Below are 1,657 nucleotides of genomic sequence, written 5' to 3'. Positions count from 1 at the left end.
CTGCGATTCGTAAAGTAACACTTTGCGAACAGTCAAATAAAAATAACTTCTAACATTAATAGTTGTTAGAAGTTATTTTTTTCTATTTATTCAAAAAAGCCTGCAAAGACCCTACGAATAAAATTAATCTTAAATTTTTAACTGAAAAACTCTAAAATGAATTTTCTTACGTCAGTTGAGCATTCATCTCTAAACTCTAAAAACTCACGCATACTCATACTACAAAAGTATTCACCACTGAATAGCACTAGATAATTTAGAAATTCTTGTTTATAGTTTTTAAGAATTACTGGTAAACATTTACCAATGTATTTTTGTCCATCTTCTGTATTTAAGTATAACTGATAAAACAGATACCCTAATAACACACATACTAAATGGAATGAGATAACATTTAACTTTGTACTCTTGAAATCTTCAAGTTTCCAGAAGTCTTTTAGTTGTCTGAAATCTTCTTCTATTTCAGTTCTCATATTATATATATTGACAATATCACTTGCTGACCTATTCATGTCTGTTGTAATAAACACAGCATAAGATTGGGTATCTTCCGACCACACAACACATGAATTTAAGTCAACATCATGCTTAGAATTTCTAGTTCTAAAATATTCACCTACATTATTAACATGACAAATCATTTGGTCTTTTCTAGTAGGATGAGGTTGCCAATCGTCAATTTCTTCTGCTAATTCAATAGCTATTTCATATATTTCCATACTTTTTCTTACTGGGATGTATGTATCTACTTTTCTAACTGTCTTTAAGTAGTTCATCATTTCTCGTGAAGTGAATCCCCTATCCATTAATAGGATGTCACCTTCATGGAAACATGGAGTAGTCTTTAACATTTCTTCACTTAACTTAAAATCGTGAATATTAACTGTACCAAAACGAACATCTTCAATTAAACCATTATCGTTATAGACACCTCTTAGAGATGCTAGTTTATAACCTCTCATAGAATTACCTAATCTATCATAACCAAAGGTTGAACCTTCATAGTTTTCATTATCATAGTTAACTGCTATCTTGGTGCAATCTAATATATGAATATTAGTTTCAATATCCATAGTATTGAAGATATGCTTTTGTACTACATTGTTATAGTAATTGAATATATCCTCAGATTTATATTTACCTAATAAATGCCTGATAGTTCCTTCATTAAACCAACCATCTGACTTATCTGTATTCATTGCATTATAACCTAATTCAGCTAATGTTCTGTAATCTTGAATAGCATAAGGAATATCCGTTAAGCTAGTTCTGACTTTCATTTTTGAAGCAATAGCTAAAGCCATAATAAACCTTAAAGGAATCGTGGAATTAGTATTTCTCTTATCTGGAAAGCCTTTGTCTAAGCTATCCAAGACACCTTCATGACACATAGAAAGTATAATATCATCAATCAAATTACTGTTGCTTGCCATAATACCGTCTAACACTTTATTTTTAACTTGTTCCATGACTTTGTTTTTATCTTGTTTACAAATTCTAAGCATATGTGCCCACCTCCTAAATAAAAAAACGGAACGTAACACATATTCATGACAAAAATTAATTGTCAGAAATATGTATTAACGTTCCTCCTTCTATTTAGTGTAATGAAATGAGTTCATATGTCTCATTTTAAAGTGTAGACAATTTAGTATTT

General features: G+C 29.9%; 1 protein-coding gene. It reads right to left on the bottom strand.

Annotated features, from left to right (window positions below; translation table 11 throughout):
• Positions 1–137: 137 nt before the first annotated feature.
• On the bottom strand, positions 138–1,505 hold the full coding sequence (locus tag DAHG_RS00040) for a transposase (RefSeq protein ID WP_022936293.1): 1,368 nt from the start codon (positions 1,503–1,505) through the stop codon (positions 138–140).
• Positions 1,506–1,657: the final 152 nt, after the last annotated feature.

Origin of the sequence: Dielma fastidiosa (genome assembly GCF_000313565.1) — a bacterium.
Taxonomy (GTDB): domain Bacteria; phylum Bacillota_I; class Bacilli_A; order Erysipelotrichales; family Erysipelotrichaceae; genus Dielma; species Dielma fastidiosa.
This window is presented reverse-complemented; position numbering and strand designations above follow the sequence as displayed.